The sequence below is a fragment of the Bradyrhizobium sp. CIR48 genome (genome assembly GCF_014198315.1).
In the GTDB taxonomy this organism is placed as follows: Bacteria; Pseudomonadota; Alphaproteobacteria; order Rhizobiales; family Xanthobacteraceae; genus Bradyrhizobium.
In genome coordinates, this window is the sequence record NZ_JACIHG010000020.1 from 1 (window position 1) to 16,299 (window position 16,299).

Sequence of the window (16,299 nt, forward strand, 5' to 3'; positions counted from 1 at the left end):
CGCTCTCGTGCTAGCGGTACGCGAAGACGATGCATGGCGGTACATAGGCCACGTCGGCACCGGCTTCAGCCACCAGGCTCTGGAAGAGCTTCACGGCAAGCTCGTGAGGCTCAAGACGGCCAAGTCGCCCTTTCCTGCCAAGGTGAAGGACGAGCAGGTCACGACCTGGGTGCGTCCCACGTTGGTCGCAGAAGTGAAGCTCGAAAAGGGAGAACTCCAGAATCAGGAAATCTACTTTGCGAAGCCAGAACAGCTCAACGACCCGATGGAAGGGTTTCGGGACATCTTCTGGAAAGGCGATGCGATCGTCTGGAGGAGCTTTTTTCGGCATTATATCCTTTGCCTCGACAACGCTTTCGGTCAGCTCTTGCTCTGCAGCGAACAGCAACCGCTTGGGTGGGAGCATATTCCCATCTTTAATCACGGGAACATCAACGACGGCGTGCCGCATAAGGCGTTGGAAGAGGAAGTCGTTGGAGCGTTTTTCGCGGAGCCTTGCGTTGCAGCCTTCATCGATGCGCTTGCCGCACGCGTCCATCCGGTTCGCCGCGACGAGCTTACAGCTCATCTTCGCAGCGTTCACATGCTCGCTCTTCATCTGATACGGGAATCCTATAGCCGCAAGGGCCTTCAGCCCGAGATCCCGGACTCCGCTGCTCTTGTCACGAAGTTCAGGCAAGCGATCTCCCTCACGACGCAATCCATCGTCAAGTTCCAGGAAGTGGAGAAGCAGCACCCAGTTACGGAGCATCAAATCGATGCGTTCTACATCGCACGCCGGAATCTGGTCTCCCAACTTGACTTCATCCACTACTACAACAGGACCATCGACTTTGAGCAATCCAATCGAAACTTTGTCTTTCTGACCTTCCCCGATGAATTCGCGCAGCGGGCTGAAACACTCATCTATCCGGAATGGTACACAGCCTGCTTCATGCGCGATTGCCGTAACTCGTCCGTTTGGGGCAACTATGCCATCCATCACACCGCCGTCTGTTTGAAGTTTCGCGTCTCAGAGTTTGGTGGCAAGCCCGTTCTGCCCCTGCGGCAGCCTTACGCCATCAATGCTGAAGGCATCTTGTATGATTTCCGGCCGCTGGAGCTTCGGGAGATCACCTACGAAAGCCAGCATCTTCCCGTCGATTTCTTCCGCTCGCTCGGCCGCTTTCCCATTCCCGTCCTAAGGCGGCATTGGTACTCCGACGCTGCGGGAAATCGAAGTCCCTGCGGGGACGATATCTTCCGTGCGGACGAGGAATGGCTCGCGCGCTATTGGGATTCCTTCTATCACGCGATCATACGCAAACTGAAGGATTGGCAATACGAGGAGGAGTACCGGCTCGTCATCGATAACCAGCATTGGGACTTTCGTGAAGTGCCGGCACGCAAGCTGGCCTATCGGTTCGACGACCTCGAAGCGATAATCTTCGGGATGAAAACTCCGATGAAGGAAAAGCTCGAAATCTGCAAGATTATCGAGGAGAAGTGTCGCAAGGAGGGTCGAAAGGACTTTAGGTTTTATCAGGCTTATTACGCACGCTCGACCGGCACCATTGAGCATGCCGAATTGACGTCATTGAAATTCACGGAGTGATACATCGGTCTCTTGCAGAAGCCATCATTCAAAACGTCCACTCCCACGGCCTTCCCTCAATTCGGAGCGGCGCCATTTCTCAACATCTTCGGCCAGCGCGTCCCGCGTCTCGCGGAAAACCGCCAACAGCGCAGAATCGGAACCGATTTCTAACTTATCCAACAGATGAAGCCGCGCCTCGAACGCCGACGCAATGGAACCCTCGATACTCATCGGCCAGAGATGATGCGCAATCCCACGAAAGACCGAGACCGGTTCCGGTGCTTTCTCCAACAGCGCCTTGACCAGCGGCCGCCACTCCTTGGGGGTCTTGTCGGCACCGCTCTCGAATAAAGGAGCTATCGCAGCGGCGAACGGATAGCGGGCAACGGGATCGACCTCGCACCACGCCAGCAGCGTATCGTCCGCGACGGAATTGATCGGATTCTGCCGCTGCTGCGTAATCTCATCAATGATCTCGATGCTCGCCTTTCGATCGTCATCGCCGCCCTCCACCAACACATCGAGCATGGCATCCGGCTGAACCACGAAAAGAGCCTGCACAAGTTCATCATGCTCCCACGAATAGAGTTCGGAGGCGTGAAGGGCTGCCTTCAGATCGCGCCAAATCTTCTGCGCAACAGGAGCCCCCTCCATTCCGACCAGACATCTTCGCGCAATGTCTCCGAGCCGGTGATCGTCGTTCTCTGCCTGGTGCGATCGGGGCACGAATATATGTTGCGCGAGCAAGGTGCGCCCCGCCTCGGCCATCTCCGGTAAGAGCGGCTTGCCCGCGTGGGTGTTCGAATGTAGGCGCATGTAAAGAATATCGAGCGCGACGCGGCTACCCCCGGGCTTCACACGAATCGCGGAGATTAAGTCGCGGAACTCCGGCCCTGGAATAAGGGCGCAAACGTCGCCACCGGACAGACTACCAAAGCGATCGATCGGTGCACGGCCAAGATCAAGCGCTTTCCGCAGGCGCGCAACACCGGCTTCGTTGATCGGAAAACTCGCCTGAAGCTCCGGCAACCATTCGGCAAGCACTTCGCCTTCCAGCGCCCCGTCAAGCAACGCTTCAACCAAGTCCGCGTCCCGTTCGCGCAGGCCTCTGAGAAAACCGTGCAGCACATGGATATTCGGGCGGTCGGTGGACCTCACCTGAGCAACGAGGGCTTGCCATGTGGCCCGCGCATCTTCCGCTCCCAGCGCTAGCCCGCGTCCGAATTCGCCTAGCCTTCCTCCACCCCCAATCAGCTCAGGCAATAGGGTCGCAAATGCGCCGGCATCGACAACAAGATCCCGGCCGAGATTCTCGACGGATGCTTGAGCCCGGGCCAGGGCCTTCGAAGCATCCTCCTCAAGCCCCTCGGTATCTCCGGAGCCCGTATCGGTGTAGTCAAGGCTACGCCCGTCGCCCGTTCTTAAAACGATCCCGCGCACGCGGTTGACCAAATCCTTAGGGCGCAGGAACTCTTCCAGCGCCTCAAGCCGTCGCAATGATTCCGGCTCTAACCGCTCGCCATCATATTGCCGCGCCTGACGTACGGCGATCCAGCTATCCCGCCAGAAGCCGCCAGCGGCGAGTGCCTGCGCAAGCCGCTCCAGCACGTCCAGCCGCCCACCATCCCGCCACAAGCCACGAAATTGCCGGGCGAACACCCGGCGCACGCGCTCGCTCACCGGCAGATTGCCGAGCGCAAACCGCTCGGTGATCTTCAGGACCTCTTCAAACCAATCGCCAACTTCCCGGCCGTTCTTGGGGTGATAGCCGTAGTCGCGCGAACGGGTACCGAACTCGAAGCCCGAAAACGGCCTGAAATTGTCCGTTTCCAGCATCGCTTCTAACGCCTGAAGCCCAAGATGCTGATCGAGGGCATCGTCGGACGTGAGGAACCCATCCAGCACATTCAGCCGCATAGCCAGAGGAGCGCGGGTCCCCGAGAACACGATGTAGAAGAGGGAAGCGAACGCCCTTTGCGCCTCCCCATCGATACGTCTGGCCTGCCGCACCTCGCCAAACTTGCGCAGCAGCTTGATAGCGCGCTCGAATAGGTTCGCATCGTAAGCCAGCGATCGTATGAGCCGGATGAAACGCCCTCCCCGCAGCAGCGTGTCCTCACCTGCGCGTGCGAAAACTTTCTCAAGCGCAGAAAGTGTCGCCTCGGGCAGGACGGGCGCAACATTCTCAAATATCGCTTGCCCGGTCTCATTGAGTGGCAACACATCGGAGAGCATCCCCCCGGGCGCCAGCCACTCCCCGACGATCGCTTGCGCTTCCTTGCTACCGGCAAGGTAGCCAAGGCGGCGAGAGAACGAACTCAGTAGCCGCGATGATGGCCCGTTCACGACGGTGGTTTCGATCACGGCATAGGGGATGTTTTGCAGCGCCCGTGCGGCCAGGCGGTTGGCAATGGCGTGGGGAAGAACTGCGCGCCATTCGCGGCGTTGCTGCAAAAGATCGCGCCGCTTTAACTCGGCCGCCGCCGTGTACACTTCCTGCGCCGATCTTCCGATCAACCCGCCAAGCACCGGCAACTCGGCATTCTCCCCCGTCAACGCCTCCCCTTGGAAGGAATAGACCAGGGAACAAGCTTCGGCGATTTGCAGCAGGCCGGCATCTTGCCCCTGGCGCTGCTGGAAGAGGCGCGTGAACAATTCGGTATGGGAGAGATTGGCGACCGTCTCGCTCTTCTTGACGGTGCCAGCTAGCGCAAGCGCGATCCGCGCGTTGCCGCCTGAGAACTCGGCAATCGTCCGCGCATCGACCTGCGAGACCTCAGAAAATCGCGCCCTAACCAACTTCTCGATCAGCAGGAGCGAAGACGTTTCCAGCGAAAAGACATCCGTGCCTTCCGGCGCCTCGTCCTGGATATCGTACTCGATGGAAATTACACTGATGGCGGCGCCCGATGCTTGCGCGATCTGAGCCACTTGCTTGTGTGTCTCCGGTGGGCAGTTGTCGATGACGAGGATCGCGCGCGTCTCGCTTGCAACAAGATCGGATGCCATTCCCTTTGGCGGCGGATCAAGCTCATCCGCCGCATCGGCGTAAACGGCGAGCGAGGGATCGAGCGCGTTGGCCCCGATCGCAGGATCGAATAGCGCTTCGACGAGGCGGGTCTTGCCGACGCCCGAGAGGCCCACCAGCCGCACAACTTGGCCAGGTTTGCGAAGCTTCTCCCGGATGCGATCGATCCCCTCGACCGCCGACAGGCCTTCGCCATCATCCTTGCGCCCCGTCTTGATGCGGGCCGCCTCGTCCAGAAGATAAGTCTTGTCCGCGCCGGCGGGCACATGTGACCAGGAGCCAAAAGCCTGCCATCCCGGAACGGATTTTCCGATCCGGGAGCGGACCCACAAGATGATCCCCGCGTGTTCGCGGACCCAGGTAGCGATGCGGCTTCGGTCATAGAAATCGAGATGGAGATTACCTGCATTGGCCACGCCGCTCACGGCTTCCGCCATGGCCGCGCGCCGTTTGGTCAGAGCCGAATCCGCAGTCGATCCGGTCGAGCTGACGATGATGTAGGCACCGGAGGCCGCCACCAGCTCTTCGATCACTGGCCTCACGACGCCCTTTGGCTTCATCTCCTTCGGGATTTCCGCGGGCGGCATATCCGGCTTCTTCACCTGAAATCCGGTCGCCGCACATGGGATAAAGCCCTCGATCACCGTCCCGGCCGCAAGAGATACACGCACATCGAGCCCGCCATCCTTCGCGTTCTGGTCACCCCCATAGGTCACGCCGGACAGAGGCAGGTTTGCACGCCGCAGCACGGCCTCGCAAAGAAGGCCGATCAGGGTCCGCAAATCCTCGTCATTCAGGGCCGCGATATCGTCGCGTGTGATTTCAAACATGGGTTGACGTTAAGAAAAGCACCACCGGGCGTCAAATAGCATGCGGAATGTCAAGGAGAGGTCTCCACAACGCTTTGCAAGGGGCTATTTACCGAGGTGGCCGTCATGGATGTATTTGGGATCGAACTCGGCCAGCGCCGCAAGCGGGTCGACAGGCGCCCCCCAAATCCGGCGCTGCTGCTCGGATGGCAGCGCCCAGAATTTCTCGATGCCCGCCCGGTTGGCAAAATGCGGCCAAAGGCGATCATCAGCGACAATCCGTCCAAGCGCCTCCCGCGCCACATACTCGATCACCGCTTCCTTCTTGACAACTCCGAGCCGTTTCTCGCGGTCGAAAGGTTCAAGGAGCCGGTCCTCATGCAAATGTTCGACGGTGCTGCGGTCGTTATAGATTTCGCCCATCATGTCGTCGTGACCGGGCCCGATGAAGAGTTCGGATCGGCTCTTGAAATCGGCTCTGCCCTGGCCCGGGCGTGAGAGAACCAGCCCATCGATGCAACGCGCATATTGGTGAAGACGATCCAACAAATCGCGCTCCGTGCGGGTCTGAACATAGAGGTACAGAACCCGAAACAGCCGCCAGTGACTGTCACCCTTGGCCATCGCGTTGAGCTTGGCCAATTGCGCGGCAAGACCGGCAGCCGACCGCAGCTCGGCCTGCGATACCTCCGGATAGGGCCGGAAATCATTCGGCACTGACGCTTCTAGGTCCTGCGTTTGCCTAACACCGATCTCGCTCTCTTGGCGGGAGCCGGTGATAATCACAGGCTTGTCCGCTGTCGCGAAAGGACTGCACAGCAGAAGCCCGCGATAGAATTGCCAGAGCCGCTGCTGAAGGATCTGATCTTCGCCATCAAGCACGCCCGGTTGCTGCGAACGGAGCTTGCTTAGGATGAAAAGGTCGCAGTCCTCAACTTCCTCCGCCCGGATCGATCCCAGCCACTCGCGCCAGTGAGCGGGCATCTTAAAGGCCGCGCGCGTCAGCACCGTCAATTCCGGTGAAATCGCCTCATCCATAAATCCCGCCTCGTCGCTTTTGAGGCTCAAGCCAAGCAACGCGTACTTCTCGCCTTCAGCGAGCCAATTCAGAGAATCACGATCACTCATGCGCCATTACCTGTTTCTTGTCGGATGCCTAGAAGCGGTAAGTCACCAGCACCGCAAAGTAGATCAACAACGCCGGAAGAACAGCAACACTCCCCTCGGCACTGATCCTAAGGCCCCAGAAGCTAACCTGAAGCTTGGGTTCACGTGGAGGAGCTGGTGGCCGGCTTGGCGCGGCATCCTCTGCGTCGGGCCTGCGCTGACGCCGGAGCTGCGGTCCGACCATGATTCCTATATCGATCATTGGCTGGCCGCTCTGAAGCGCGATAATCGTGCGATCTTTACGGCAGCGGCGCATGCCCAGCGGGCGGCGGATTATCTCCTTGGTTACAGCGGGCTCCTTAGCTCGCTCTATCGGAGACCTCCGGCATGTTCCAGCCGATCAAGGCATTGACCTCATCGTTGAAGCCTTCGCAAATCGCTGCGAGCGCTTCGGTTGTATCATCTGTCTGCCAGTCTCCCTGCGGGGCATGTTTATGCTGAAGCCCCCAGGCATGATCACCCTCCTTCCTCTCTAGCACAATCAGCCCAACACCGGCGAAAGGGCGTCCGACATCGACGAGCGCACCGTGCGTAGCGAGATGTCCCTCGAGATTCGGAGCGCCCTCAAAGTCGGGCCGGCGAAAGATCGGCGTTCCCGGCCTTCCGTACGCTGCATGCCACAAAACCCCGCTGCCGCAGGCTCCGGGCATATCCTCATCGGCGTAGTAGGGCACAAGGTCTTGCCTGCCGGCGACGAGCCCCAGCCGATCCACCACCGCAAGACCGAAGGTCGGCCCCTTTGCGAATTGGCCACCGGATTTAAAGGCCTTGACCATCTTCTCACGCAAGATGTCGATGACGCGGATCAGGGAACGCGGATCGTAAGTCGACGTCTCCCCAGCCTTCTTGTAGGGAGCGATTTCGCCCTCGCTCGTCGCAATCGATTTCCCCGAGGCAAGCTGCTCGTGAAGGTCCACCGCCTGATCGATCGCATCGACCGACATGGCATCCTGCCGCAGGTCGCCATCGACGACATCCAGCGACTTCACCTCCACAAAGAACTGCTTTCCACTTTCCAGCTCGCAGTGGAAATCCGGCGTCTGCACACCTTTGATCTCGTCGATCCGCGCGGTTTTGACTTTCGAACGGAGAAATTCGAACACCAGCGCTTCGCTGTAGAGTTCGAACACCTGCGCATAAGCGCGGGTGTTAGGCGCGTTCACCGCATCACCGATCCGGTCGCAGATCTTGCTCACATAGGATTTGAACGTGAGGTCACGATGGGCGGCAATATCCAGCGCACGCAAGCGCATGGGGTCGATCTGCACCAAGCTAAAATTCCTCGTCCAGGATGATAGCGCCTGTGCATGAGCAGTGAAGGCGATGCTCGCCGGAAAGGCAATCGCTTCGGCCTCCTTATAGCGCTGCTGCAACTCGGCCTGGAGGGCTGACGAGTCGCCAAGCCCTGCATCCTGGAATAGCTCCATCATCCGCTTGTACGCCGGGACTGCGGGCGAATTGCCATCGATCGAAACGAGCGCCTCGATCCCATCCATTACATCGAGCTCAATCCAGCTCAAGAAGCGCGCACGCTGAGCCTTGATCTGCTGGACGTGGTAGTTGGCGAAAGCCTTATTGAGGTTTGACGTGAGGCTGGTTTTCTTAAGACCAAAGAGCGCATTGAGCATAGTTTCGTCCTGAAATGAAATTCTATCCTGAGGCGTATCCACCTAAACTATAAACTTTGGGGAAGGCAGCACACTATCCAAAATTGCCCTGCCCGCAACCATTCTATCGGGGGAAAGTAGCGCCCTCAGCGCGAAAGCCGTCCATCCGGCAAGATGAAATGCGCGCGCACGGCCGTGACCCGCTCGAAGCCCTCGACGCTCACTGCCTCCGAGATCACGCCCACGAGTCGCCAGCCCCAGGCCCCATCAGCGAAGACTGGTGCAAGCATCGGCCCGCCGGAGATGCCGCCGAGGTCATAGCCCTCTGGCGGCAATCCTACCCCGCGAACATCCATCCAGTGCTCGCGCTCAAGCTGACAGCAGAGCTGGTGATCCGTGAAGCTGGTGAGAGGCGTTATGGCGCTGTGAAGACCGAACACCATCTCATGCGGTCCGATCGGATCGCGTTCGCAGCCCGGAAAGCCGCCGAAGAACACGCCTTCATTCGGCCTGTTCGGCGGCGGCGGCCATACGCCGTCGGCGCCCTGCACGATTTTCTTGCCCGTCGCCGCGATCTCCTCGGGCGTGACCCGGAAGGTTGCGATGTCGAGCCCGAGATCTTTGCCATGGGCGATGAGTCGTTCCTCAGGGTTGAAGCCGATATTGCCGATTTGGCAGCTTCGGATGCGCTGCGTCCGGTGGTCCTCGACGAATTGCTCAAACACATGACCGGCGGTGACCGCGAAAGGCCCCCGCCCGCAATCGAGGAAGAACATGGAGCCCTGCCGAGGCAAAAACGGTGTCTCCAGCACTTTCGACTGATAGCGCCACACGAACCAGGTGACATAGGCCGCGCCGCTGTTGCTCATCCGCCGCCCGAACTCCTGCATTACGGGAGATCTCCTCTCTTCCTCGCTGAGCTTGCTCAGGTATTCCGGCGTGAAAGGCTGTGGCGGCTCGGAAGGCGCAAGCTTCTCGGGTGCGGTGGGAATGATCAGGCGGGTCATGCCGCCATCACATAGCAACAGGGCGCAGCAACACAAGCGCCGTCAGGGGTGGCCGACCCTCACCACCCGCGAAAATCCCTTCGTTAACAGGGTCGGTACCCCAAACCCGTCATACCGAAGCCGCCCCTTCGGCTTCAACCACAACCCACGCCACATGGTGGCGGTCATTTCCAGCCACTCCGGTTCTGCGAAGGGCGTGCCGCCTGCCTTGGGATGGAAGAGAACGCGGTGCCATTGCGGCTTCGGCGTCGTCCAGTGCTCGAGCCACACCAGGGTTTCGGGGCCGATATCGAAACGCGCACAGACCTGGGCCGCTATCGTTTCCACTGCATTGGTGATGCTCATGCCGGGATTGCCTGGCGCTGGCGCGCAGACGACGGCAGCCCGACCATCGGGCAACAGGATCCGCTCGATGTAGCACACACCATCATGGGCCGCCCGATAGGCAAAGAGCTCCATCTGGTCTTCGACCTGCCATAGCGGAAACCGCCAGGCCTCGCGTTTGCGGGACTTGGCGCTAGCATCGCCTCCGATTGCTGCCGCGACCGCCGCGGGGTCAAGGCGCTCCCCGCCCAAAATCTCGCCCTTGGCCACCGCCTCATAGAGCCGCTTGCGGTACGCAAGCACTTCTCCGGAGGTCAGGCCCTTCGCCAAGCGTGTGGGGCGGTCGTATTCATCGTGGTGGTCGAGACAGAGGAAAACGAGATTCACAGGCCGGTTGTCGGAGGGATCGTGATTGAGGTGCGCGATCTGCCCCTTGCGTTCGTTGCCGTCGCCTCGAAGGCCGAAACAAAGACAACAACGTCGAAGCGACTGTTTCAAGATAACTGTCGCCGTTCTCTGCGACAGAGGACGACGCGTCTTGATTTGCAGCCGGCGGGGACCAAATTTGCGGTGAGACATCAGGCAAATTATCGACATCAATTCAGATAGATGCAAGCCGATCGGTCGGGGCATCCTTTCGCCTGACGGCTCTGCAGGGCCGAGCTCCAGGCGCAAACGGCCCTCGCCGCCTCCGGTGTCTCAGCCGTTCGGGTAACGATCCCATGCCATGCGTGCGACTGCTTTTTTTAGCCGTAAAGAGGAGACACCCCCACAATGGCTCAAGCGTCAAAACGAATTCGGGCTCCAAGTACCCCCTAGCGCACGGAACCCTCAAGTCGACGGGGCGACGTCGTCCACGTCGACTAGGAGCTAACTGCTCCCCCCGCCCGTCGTCGTCTCCGACGAAGAAGCTCTTCCGGGTCCACCCCCAAGGCCTCGGCTATTCGCTCCAGCACCAAAAGAGACGGGTTTCGCTTCCCCGTTTCGACACCGCTCAGATACGTCTGATGGACCTGACTCCTGTCGGCGAGCTCCTCTTGGCTGAGTTTTCTTGCCCGACGCAATTCCTGAATATTGAGGCCGACTCGGTCCTGCAATCGCATGCAGGGAAAGCAAAAGAAACCAGCTCCTTAGCCCATAGACTATAAGTCATAAAATGTGCAATCATTGGCCTTGGCTGGGAAATTGCGAAAGCTATGTAGTGGAGCAGCACTTGAGGCCCTTCGTCGAATATGGCGGTGCTACCTCGAATGTCGGCTACCGCGACGCGTCAACGGGACAAGTAGTGACTTTAGTTGAGATCCCATCCGAAGCGATTGAACGAGCGATTTTCGCTAGTGTTTCGGTAGAGATCGCTTTGTCGGGTGACGGGGAGATTGCTTCGACCGCGACTGGCACACTGTCCGGTTGCTCTATTGCGAAGAACACGATGTCAATCGACCAACTCGTAGAAGCGTTCTTGAGCAGCGACAACCTGCACATGGAAGAGGTTACCAAACAGGACCTTGAAGGCCTGCTAGCGCGGCTCCAAAAGTCCATTGACGCAGTGCGACGTTCGATCGCCCTCCTCCAGCTCGCAACAAGCCAAGTGTAGAGCTCAGTCAGGATGAAACAGCCGTCGACCCACCCCCTGCGACCTTTCTAGATTTTCGAAAGTCTGCATCGCCCTCGAGAAATGCCTCGAGCATAAACGGTATCAGCTCAGCTACTTCCTCCTTGTTGCCGTAGGTCTCTGCATAGAACGCAGCATACTCCCGCAGCCTCTGCGCCAGGCCTGGTGTGAACACAACGTTCATCTTCACCGGCGTTCGATCGGGCAGCTTCGCAAGCTTCATCCCTTATCTGCCCTTCGCTATTGCCTGAACGTCCTGGTACGGCTTCAGTACCAGATCCTTCGAAACAATCACCCGCAGCGGCCACCCCGGCCGCACCGTGATTGTCGGCTGCACGTCGAGCTCGCGCTCCACCAGGCGCTGCCCAGCCCGGTTTGTCGTCTGCTGCGTGCTTTCCCGCAGGGCCTTCACGAGGTCGCTCTCGTCATTGCCAATCGATAGTTGGGTCCCCACTCCGATCAAGGTCGCCAGCGCAATGCCTTTGAGCAATTGCCAGGTGTGAAAGTCCACCTCGTCTTCAAGGCCGGCATAGCCCGCGACGTCGGTGGCCGGAAGGTTCTCGATCACGATCGAATTGCCGTTCGGCAAGATAAGTCTCGTCCAGACGACCAGCGCCCGCTTCTGGCCAAAGGCGACGACGCTGTCGTATTTGCCCATGATCCGAGTCCCTTGCGGGATCAGGAGATGCTCGCCGGTCACCGTGTCATAGACGTTCTCGGTGACCTGACCGATGGTGGTGCCCGGCAAGTCGGAATTCAGCCCCGTGACGAGGCTCGCCGGGATGATCGATCCCGCCATCACTGCATACGTGGATGGCGCTGGCTTGAGCGCATGGGGATTGGTGGTCTCCGTGTCGGCTTTCGCGCCTACAAAGGCCAGCTTGCGCGCTTGCGATGAGGGAATGATCTCGCTGGAGCGGTCGATCATCGCCTGCGCCGTCTTCGCGAGTTCCGCGGCTGACGGCCCTGTATCGGGCGTTGTAGGCCGGAATGCGGATGGGGCAGCAGCAACCGTTGCTTCGGTCGCGCTTGTCTGCTTGCGCTTGTCCTGTTTCTCCGACAGGCGGACGAACAGGCCCGACTCCTTTGCCTGTTGCGCGACCCGTGTCTGGCGGATCCGCTCAGCCCGCTCGGCGTCCTCCTCCGGGTTGGTGCGGAAGCCCGTGTCCGATGCGACACCGGCCTTCTTCTCGTTTTCGGCAAAGGCCCGGCCGATGTCTCCCGGGGATGGTGGCCCAAGCCTCGGCGTCGATGGCGGCAGATCCTCATAGGACTTTGGTAGCTTGCTCAAGCCTTCGGCAGTCTGCTTGCGGTCCGTATTGTAAAGCTCTGTCCGTTCCGACTGCTTGAAGGAGTGCGGCCGGAGCGCAATGAGTATCGCCCCGCCAACAAATAGCGCCGCGACGGCGCAGCCGATCATAAGAGCACGTCTGTTGAGCCGGCGAACGGGCCGCGGCCGCGCCCGCAGCTCCAGCGGCTCCGGATCCTGATCCAGGCTCGTCATGAGGCGCTCCCGGTGCTGAAGGCCTGCGACATGGGCCGCGCGTCGATCCGGATGATCCGGACGATGCGCTGGGGATTTTCTCCCAAGCGAAGCTCGGCGGCACCGAACATCCGATCGACGATGTAGTAGGTACCCCGGACCCGGTAGTTGACGAGGTTCGGCCGCCCATCGGCTCCAGCGACGAACAACGGCGGCGCCTCCCCTTGCGACAGGCCAGACGGCATCTGGATGTAGACCTTGCGGCCATCATCGAAGGCGCGCAGCGGCCGCCACGGCGGATCGTCTCCTTCGATCCGATAGCGGAAGTTCAGGCTGTCGAGCCGCACGCCGCGATCGACGATGCGTTCCTCGTTTTCCTGGGCAGCGACGTTCTGCTTGTGGAGCGCAACGAGCGTGTCCGTTGGATACGTCCACGAGATAGACGCCATATAGGTCTGCTTGGTCGACACGAGCTCGAGGTGATAGGCTCGCCGGTCGGTCAGCACCACGAGGTTGGTCTGAATGTCCGGAAGCGTTGGCTTAATCAGAATGTGCACTCGCCGGGCGCTTCCCTGCCCGCTCGAGGTATCACCGACCACCCAGCGCACCGTATCGCCGGTGGAGACATCGATCAGTTCCTCCCCCGGTTGGAGCGCAATGGTCGAGACCTTCTCCGGGCTTGCATAAAGCCGGTAGAGCGCGCCTTCGGTCCACGGATAGACCTGAATGGCGTTGATATATCCGGCGCGCGTCGGCTCCATCCTCGCGGCCTTGTTCGCCTTTGCGATCGCCTGCTCCGGCGGCAGCTTTTCCTCCTTGCCGGCCTTTGTCGGATAAGGCTTCAACTGACCGGGCAGCGGCAGGATCTTGGGTGTCTCGACGACTTGCACAGGCGCAGGCGGATCGGCCTCTGGAAAGCCCTTCTCGAAGACCATCTCATCATAGGGCGCTTCGAGATTAAGCTTGCTGGCACATCCGCCCAGTGCAAAGGACAAAGCGAGCGTGCTGGCCGACGCGAGCTTGGTGAGGGCTTTGGAATTCATTTGGCGTCTCCAATCAGGTCGCGCGACCAGTTGAGGGAATGGACGTAAAGGCCGAGAGGATTCTTCCGCAGGATTTCGGCATCCGCGGGCGGCTTGAGAACGGTGGTGACGAGACCGGTGAAGCGCTCGGTCCTTGCGATCACGCCGTTCTCGTAGGTGTTCTCTTTCCAACGGATCTCGAAGCTGTCGCCGGAGGCGCGCACCACAGACGTGACCTCGGCCGTCACTGTTTTCGAGCCGATCTTCGTGAAGGGATCGGCCTCCCGCGCGTAGTCGTTCAAAGCCTGAGCGCCGCGATCGGTGACGAAGTCGTAGGCGCGCAGCCAGTTCGCCCGCACGATGACCGGATCGATTGACAACGAGCGAACGTTCTCGATGAACCGCGCGAGAAAATGCGCAATCTGCGCGTCTGACGGTTGGTAGGCTTCGAGTGCTGGTCCGACTGCCCGGACTTCGCCGAGCCGATCGACTTCGACCACGTAGGGAACGACGCCCGAACGGGCGATCTGTACAAAGATCGTCAATCCGAGTACGCCCGACAGGCCGATGGCTGCCAGCGCTGCCAATCGCCAGTTGCTCGCCTGAACGCGGGCCGACCCTAGCCGCTCGTCCCAGACTTGGGCCGCCTTTTGATAGGGCGTGACCGGCTCGGGTGTTTCGCCGTATCGAACAGATACGCGCTGAAAGGGATGACCTGCCATGTCCTACTCCTCCCCCAGCTTCGGGCCCGAAGAATGCCCGCCTTTGTCACCTTCCTTCAGGGTGTGAGCGGCGACCTGCGCTGCTTCCCTCGCGTGTCCACGTCCTGACGCCGCCGCCGTACGCCCTGCGCTTGAAGCGGCCGCTCCATTCGTTGAACCGCCGGTACTCCCGCTCGATAGCTGATCCACTGTGGCGGCTCGGGCCGATGTGCCGGCAGCCGAAGACGCTCCTGTTAGGGACGCAGCTGAGCGAACCGCGGTCATCGAGCCACCCGCCGCGAGGCGCAAGCCTCCTGCGGCCGCAGCTCCGCCGCCGATCACGACCGCCGCCGCGCCCGCCGCTGTTCCTGCCGCAGCGCCTGCTCCTAGCTGGGGCGCCCCCGAGACCAATCCTGCCGCGATCCCTGGGCCGAAGATGCCAAGGCCAAACAGCGAAAGCGCCGCCAACAACAAGCTCATGGCCGAGACGATGTCGACCGGCCGCGTCAACGTGCTTGCAAGCTGGCCGAAGATGGTCGAGCCGATGCCGATGATGATGGCAAGAACCATCACCTTCACCCCCGAGGCGACTACGTTGCCAAGCGTCTTTTCCGCCAGGAATGAGGTCTTTCCCCACAGGGCGAACGGCACGAGAATGAAGCTTGCCAGCGTCGTCAGCTTGAATTCGATCAGCGTAACGAAGAGCTGCACCGAAAGGACGAAGAAGGCGAGCACGATCAGGATCCAGCAGAACAACAGGATGAGGATCGTCGGCAGGTTGGTCAGGACATCAAAACCGGAGAACTGGCCGGTCTCCTCGAGAAGAGGATGTGCGGCCGTAAACCCGGCGGAAGCGACGAAACCCGGTCGCGCCAGGTCTGCCGCGCTCAAGCTCCCGCCGGATGCTTTCAGTCCGATGCTGGAGAACGACGCGAAGACGACGTCGGCAAGACTCTTGAAGTTGCCGATGATGAACGCGAAGGCGCCGACATAGAGCACCTTCTTGGCGAGCGTGACCAGAATGTGATCGTCCGCCCGCATAGCCCAGGCAAGTCCGGCAAGCGTCAGGTCGATGCCTATCAGCGTTGAACTCAAGAAGGAGACATCGCCGGACAGAAGACCAAACCCGGAGTCGATGTATCGCGAGAACGTCTCGGTAAAGCGGTCAATGACGGAAAGATCAGCCATGGCGCCCTCACCTACTTGCCGCTGGTGTAGGCATGGCCGTCGCCGATGAAGCGGGTAAAGCGCTCCTTTGCGGCGGCCGAGGAGGCCTGCTCTTCGGCGGCACGCAATGTGCTCGCGCGCGCCTGGGTCGCCATGAGCGCCTGGGTCTGCAACGATTGCTTGATCTGGAGGCCGAGCAGCTCGTTGCCCGACTGTTGGGCCTGCAACGAACCGGCAGCCGCGGACGAATTTGCCATCAGCGTTCGAAGCGTCTGGCCGTCCTGGTCCAGATTGCCGACAATCGCCGATTGAAGAGTGAGCGACTGCTTCAGCCCGTCGTAGCTATTGTCCCAACGCGCGGTCGCGTCCTGCACCATCTTGTCGGACGAGACGGCCGCCGCATATTGGCGAGGATAGAGGCGTTCAAAATCCTGCTGGGTTTTCTGGACATCGAACGAAAGGTTCTTTGCCTGGCTGATCAGGCCGTTCATCTGATTGATGGTTGAGGAGAGTTGACCGACGACGCTTGTTGGCAGGCTCGTGAGATTCTTGGCCTGATTGAGCAGCGACTGGGCCTGGTTTTGGAGGCTCCTGACCTGGTTGTTGATCTGCTCGAGCGTACGAGCGGCCGTCAGGAGGTTTTGACCGTAGTTCGATGGATCGAACACGACGACCTGTGCCCCAAGCCGTTGGGATCCGTTCAGCGCAATAACGAGGGACAGCGCTACGATTGGGGTCGCTTTTGCGATTCGGCATGCGACAGGTGTGACGAAGATATTCAGCATGGATAGCTCCT

At 60.1% G+C, this 16,299-nt stretch carries 14 protein-coding genes and 1 pseudogene; 3 read left to right on the top strand and 12 right to left on the bottom strand.

Translation table 11 applies throughout. The features are described from left to right. A pseudogene (locus GGD66_RS41900) lies at positions 1-235 on the top strand (DNA ligase); the annotation flags it as partial. Positions 236-1,618: 1,383 nt separating this feature from the next. Here GGD66_RS41900 and GGD66_RS39205 read toward each other — a convergent pair. Together GGD66_RS39205 and GGD66_RS39210 are read right to left on the bottom strand one after the other, a co-directional pair. Then, entirely contained in the window at positions 1,619-5,434 is a 3,816-nt protein-coding gene (locus GGD66_RS39205) for a hypothetical protein (protein ID WP_183261952.1), read from the bottom strand. 84 nt (positions 5,435-5,518) lie between these two features. Beyond that, the gene (locus GGD66_RS39210) at positions 5,519-6,541 is read right to left on the bottom strand and encodes a hypothetical protein (protein WP_183234837.1); all 1,023 of its coding nucleotides are present in this window, start codon (positions 6,539-6,541) and stop codon (positions 5,519-5,521) included. Here GGD66_RS39210 and GGD66_RS42530 point away from each other — a divergent pair. After that, complete coding sequence (locus GGD66_RS42530) at positions 6,540-6,932, top strand: zincin-like metallopeptidase domain-containing protein (protein ID WP_183234838.1); 393 nt, start codon at positions 6,540-6,542, stop codon at positions 6,930-6,932. The two genes, GGD66_RS39210 and GGD66_RS42530, sit on opposite strands and share 2 nt — an antisense overlap. Here GGD66_RS42530 and GGD66_RS39220 read toward each other — a convergent pair. The 4 genes from GGD66_RS39220 to GGD66_RS39235 all read right to left on the bottom strand — a co-directional run bounded on the left by GGD66_RS39220 (position 6,880) and on the right by GGD66_RS39235 (position 10,621). Continuing rightward, positions 6,880-8,208: a hypothetical protein gene (locus GGD66_RS39220; protein ID WP_183234839.1), complete on the bottom strand. Its 1,329-nt coding sequence runs from the start codon at positions 8,206-8,208 to the stop codon at positions 6,880-6,882. The genes GGD66_RS42530 and GGD66_RS39220 overlap by 53 nt on opposite strands. Positions 8,209-8,333: 125 nt before the next feature. Then, positions 8,334-9,194 carry a hypothetical protein gene (locus GGD66_RS39225; protein WP_183234840.1) on the bottom strand — a complete coding sequence of 287 codons (861 nt, stop codon included), beginning with the start codon at positions 9,192-9,194 and terminating at the stop codon, positions 8,334-8,336. A 42-nt stretch (positions 9,195-9,236) separates the two neighbouring features. Further along, the gene (locus GGD66_RS39230; RefSeq protein WP_183234841.1) at positions 9,237-10,016 is read right to left on the bottom strand and encodes a hypothetical protein; all 780 of its coding nucleotides are present in this window, start codon (positions 10,014-10,016) and stop codon (positions 9,237-9,239) included. Positions 10,017-10,381: 365 nt separating this feature from the next. Continuing rightward, complete coding sequence (locus tag GGD66_RS39235; RefSeq protein WP_183234842.1) at positions 10,382-10,621, bottom strand: helix-turn-helix domain-containing protein; 240 nt, start codon at positions 10,619-10,621, stop codon at positions 10,382-10,384. A 110-nt stretch (positions 10,622-10,731) separates the two neighbouring features. Between GGD66_RS39235 and GGD66_RS39240 the strand changes: the two genes are divergently transcribed. Further along, positions 10,732-11,112, top strand: a complete 381-nt coding sequence (locus GGD66_RS39240) for a hypothetical protein (RefSeq protein WP_183234843.1) — start codon at positions 10,732-10,734, stop codon at positions 11,110-11,112. Positions 11,113-11,119: 7 nt separating this feature from the next. Here the strand turns inward: GGD66_RS39240 and GGD66_RS39245 are convergent, their stop codons facing one another. Genes GGD66_RS39245 through trbJ form a run of 6 tightly spaced genes read right to left on the bottom strand, consistent with a single transcriptional unit; the run spans position 11,120 to position 16,288 of the window. Beyond that, complete coding sequence (locus GGD66_RS39245) at positions 11,120-11,353, bottom strand: DUF2274 domain-containing protein (protein WP_183234844.1); 234 nt, start codon at positions 11,351-11,353, stop codon at positions 11,120-11,122. Positions 11,354-11,356: 3 nt separating this feature from the next. Continuing rightward, the gene (locus GGD66_RS41910) at positions 11,357-12,634 is read right to left on the bottom strand and encodes a TrbI/VirB10 family protein (RefSeq protein ID WP_183234845.1); all 1,278 of its coding nucleotides are present in this window, start codon (positions 12,632-12,634) and stop codon (positions 11,357-11,359) included. After that, positions 12,631-13,656, bottom strand: coding sequence for a P-type conjugative transfer protein TrbG (gene trbG, locus GGD66_RS39255; RefSeq protein ID WP_183234846.1), 1,026 nt, complete (start codon positions 13,654-13,656; stop codon positions 12,631-12,633). The genes GGD66_RS41910 and trbG overlap by 4 nt, the downstream gene beginning before the upstream one ends. Beyond that, positions 13,653-14,357, bottom strand: a complete 705-nt coding sequence (gene trbF, locus GGD66_RS39260) for a conjugal transfer protein TrbF (protein WP_183234847.1) — start codon at positions 14,355-14,357, stop codon at positions 13,653-13,655. Before trbF ends, trbG begins: the two co-directional genes overlap by 4 nt. 3 nt (positions 14,358-14,360) lie before the next feature. Beyond that, complete coding sequence (gene trbL / locus GGD66_RS39265) at positions 14,361-15,524, bottom strand: P-type conjugative transfer protein TrbL (RefSeq protein ID WP_183234848.1); 1,164 nt, start codon at positions 15,522-15,524, stop codon at positions 14,361-14,363. 11 nt (positions 15,525-15,535) lie between these two features. After that, positions 15,536-16,288, bottom strand: a complete 753-nt coding sequence (gene trbJ / locus GGD66_RS39270) for a P-type conjugative transfer protein TrbJ (RefSeq protein WP_183234850.1) — start codon at positions 16,286-16,288, stop codon at positions 15,536-15,538. Between the last annotated feature and the right edge of the window lie 11 nt (positions 16,289-16,299).